The sequence below is a fragment of the Zavarzinia sp. genome (assembly GCF_049306435.1).
GTDB lineage: Bacteria > Pseudomonadota > Alphaproteobacteria > Zavarziniales > Zavarziniaceae > Zavarzinia.
On record NZ_JBAQRT010000238.1, the window covers coordinates 1 to 3,316 of the forward strand.

The window sequence follows — 3,316 nt, forward strand, 5'->3', positions numbered from 1 at the left end:
CGGGCGCCGAAATGCTTGCCGATCTGGCGCAGCAGGCTGTCCTTGGGCTCGGTCACGACGGTGAAGTGGCGGCCGATGGCATCGCGGCGATAGCCGGCATCCTCGAGCGCGTCGATCACCACCAGCAACTGGGCGATGGTCTCGGCCGTGGTACCGGACTTGGACGCGACCAGGAAATGCATGTTGGGCAGATCGCTGGCGTTCATCGCCGCCGCGAGGCCGGCCGGATCGAGATTGTCGAGAAAACCGAGACGCGGCCGGCCGGGGGCGCCGCTGAACGGGGTCTGGACCAGCTGGGCGATCGCCTGCGGGCCGAGGGACGAGCCGCCGGTGCCGAGCAGGACGACCTGTTCCGCCGTCGAGACGATCTCGCGCGCGACCTGCGCCTGCTCGATCAGGTCGTCGGTGCGATAGGGGATGGTGAAATGGGGCAGGGACCCATTCCGCACCTGCTCGCCCAGACGGGACAGCACGGAAGCCGTTTCAGTCAAACGGTGACCATAGATATGTCCAGAGAGCCTGCCCTTCGCATCAAAATCAAACTCTCCAAATAGGAAGTATCCTCCTTCGCTTATAGGCTCGGTCATTCCATCCTCCGCTTTGAAAGATTTGCGGAAGTTTTATTTCCTTTTCTTTGCATTAATTCACATTCTCGTTCGACCAGTTCCCGCACGATGTCATCGATGGCTTCGCCCCAGGGCCGCATCCGGATGCCATAGTCCCGGCTCAGACGCGCGGTGGAGAGGACCGAGTGGGCGGGGCGCCGCGCCGGGGTCGGGTAGTCGCTGGTGCCGATGGCCCGGACCACGGGGCCAGGCCGGCCGAGGCGGGCGGCGGTCTCGAAGACGCGGCGGGCCAGATCGTGCCAGGTCGCTTCCCCGGCATTGACGGCATGGAAGGTTCCGGTCGGGGCGGCGGGGTCGTTGACCAGGCGAAGGGCGATACCCAGCAGCACGGCGGCCAGATCGGCGGCCGAGGTGGGCGAGCCGCGCTGATCGGCGACAATGCCGAGTTCCGGCCGCTCGGCGCCGAGGCGCAGCATGGTCTTGACGAAATTCGCGCCATCGGGACTGACCACCCAGGCGGTGCGCACGATGGCATGGCGGGGATTGATGACCCGGACCGCCTGTTCCCCCGCTTCCTTGCTGGCGCCGTAGACGTTGACCGGGCAGACCGGATCGGCCTCGTCGTAGGCACCCGCCCTGGTGCCGTCGAAGACATAGTCGGTGGAGACCTGGACAAGGGGTATGCCCGCCCGCCGCGTCGCGTCGGCGAGGACGGCGGCGGCGGTCGCGTTGACGGTAAAGGCGGCGGCCACGTCGCTTTCGGCCTTGTCGACGGCGGTATAGGCCGCCGCGTTGATCACGGCGGCGAAACGCCCGTCCGCGATCGCGCTGCCGAACGAGGCGGGATCCGCCAGATCGAGCTCGGCCCGGCCCGGCGCGTGAAGACGAACCCCGTCCGGCACCGCGAGACGGCGCAGGGCAAGCCCGACCTGGCCGCTGCCGCCGGTGACGAGGATGTCCATCACACCGCCCCCGTCAGGCCCAGGCGGCCACCGTCATAGCGCCCGGCCAGGATGTCCCGCCACCAGGCTTCGTTGCCGAGATACCAGCGAATGGTGGCGGCCATGCCGCTTTCGAAGGTTTCCAGCGGCGCCCAGCCCAGCTCCCGGCGGATCTTGCCGGCATCGATGGCATAGCGGTGGTCATGGCCGGGCCGGTCGGTGACGAAGCTGATCTGCCGGGCATGGGGCTGCCCGTCCGGCCGGGGGCGCAGTTCGTCGAGCAGGGCGCAGATCGTGTTCACCACCTCGAGATTGGTGCGTTCGGCGTTGCCACCGACATTATAGGTCTCGCCCACCCGGCCGCGATCGAAGACGGCGCAGAGCGCCCGCACGTGATCGTCGACGAAAAGCCAGTCGCGCACATTGTCGCCCTTGCCATAGACCGGCAGCGGCTCCCCCGCGAGACCCTTGATGACCATCAGCGGGATCAGCTTCTCGGGAAACTGATAGGGGCCGTAATTGTTCGAGCAATTGGTCAGGACCACCGGCAGGCCATGGGTATGGTGCCAGGCCATGACCAGATGATCCGACGCCGCCTTCGAGGCCGAATAGGGCGAGCGCGGGGCATAGGGCGTGTCTTCGGTGAAATAGCCCTCGGCGCCGAGGGAGCCGAAAACCTCGTCGGTCGAGACGTGATGGAAGCGGAAGCCCGCCCGCGCCTCGGGCCCCAGGCCGCGCCAATAGGCCAACGCGGCGTCCAGCAGGGTGAAGGTGCCGACGACATTGGTCTCGATGAAGGCCGCCGGCCCCTCGATCGATCGATCGACATGGCTTTCGGCGGCGAGGTGGACGATCCGGTCGGGCCGGAACTCGGCCAGCAGCGCGCCGACCAGGGCGCGATCGGTGATATCGCCCCGGACGAAGCGATGGCGCGGGCTGTGCTCCACCGCCCGCAGCGAGGTGAGCGTTCCCGCATAGGTCAGCTTGTCGAGATTCAGCACCTCGTCGTCCGGGCGGTTGGCGACGATATGGCGGACAAGCGCCGAGCCGATGAAGCCGGCGCCGCCGGTCACGAGAATTTTCATGCCGTCTCCAGCGTCAGGGGCGTGCCGTCGTAATCGAATGGACTGTCGAAGTTCTTCAGCAGGGGCAGGACCGCGTCCTTGTCGGACAGGGCGGGGCCGGTGGCCGGCAGCGGCCAGTCGACGGCGATGTCGGGATCGCTCCAGCGAATGCCGCCGTCATGGCTCGGGGCATAAAGACTGGTGACCTTGTAGACGACCTCGGTATCGGGCTCGAGGGTCAGGAAGGCATGGCCGAAGCCGACGGGAACGAACAACTGGTCGCCATTCTCCGCCGACAGCTCGGCCGAGACCCAGCGGCCATAGGTCGGCGAGCCGCGCCGCAGATCGACCGCGACATCGAGGATGCGGCCCCGGATGCAGCGAACCAGCTTGGCCTGGGCATGGGGCGGGGTCTGGAAGTGGATGCCGCGCAGGGTACCCACGGGCCTTGAACAGGAATGATTGTCCTGGACGAAGGCCTCCGTGACGCCGGCCTCGGCGAAGCGGGCGAGATTGTAGGTCTCTGCGAACCAGCCCCGGCTGTCGCCGAACCGCCTGGTCTTGAACAAGATCACCTTCTGCATGACATCCCCGATGCAGGATATTCAGGAAACGGCATCGGCCTTCGCCTCGGCGGCGTGCCAGGCGAAGGCGGTGCGAACAATCGTGTCGACGTCGGAATGGCGTGGCGCCCAGCCGAAATGGCGCCGGATCGCCGAAGCGTCGGCGATCAGCGAGGGCGGAT

At 67.0% G+C, this 3,316-nt stretch carries 3 protein-coding genes and 1 pseudogene; all 4 read right to left on the reverse strand.

Going from position 1 to position 3,316, the window contains the following annotated elements:
* Nucleotides 1–473: pseudogene (locus WAZ62_RS13920) on the reverse strand (hypothetical protein); the annotation flags it as partial.
* 110 nt (nt 474–583) lie between these two features.
* Nucleotides 584–1,528: a dTDP-4-dehydrorhamnose reductase gene (gene rfbD / locus WAZ62_RS13925; protein WP_422644138.1), complete on the reverse strand. Its 945-nt coding sequence runs from the start codon at nt 1,526–1,528 to the stop codon at nt 584–586.
* Complete coding sequence (gene rfbB, locus WAZ62_RS13930) at nt 1,528–2,592, reverse strand: dTDP-glucose 4,6-dehydratase (protein ID WP_422644139.1); 1,065 nt, start codon at nt 2,590–2,592, stop codon at nt 1,528–1,530. The genes rfbD and rfbB overlap by 1 nt, the downstream gene beginning before the upstream one ends.
* A complete protein-coding gene (gene rfbC / locus WAZ62_RS13935; RefSeq protein ID WP_422644140.1) occupies nt 2,589–3,155 on the reverse strand; it encodes a dTDP-4-dehydrorhamnose 3,5-epimerase in 567 nt (188 codons plus the stop codon). Before rfbC ends, rfbB begins: the two co-directional genes overlap by 4 nt.
* Between the last annotated feature and the right edge of the window lie 161 nt (nt 3,156–3,316).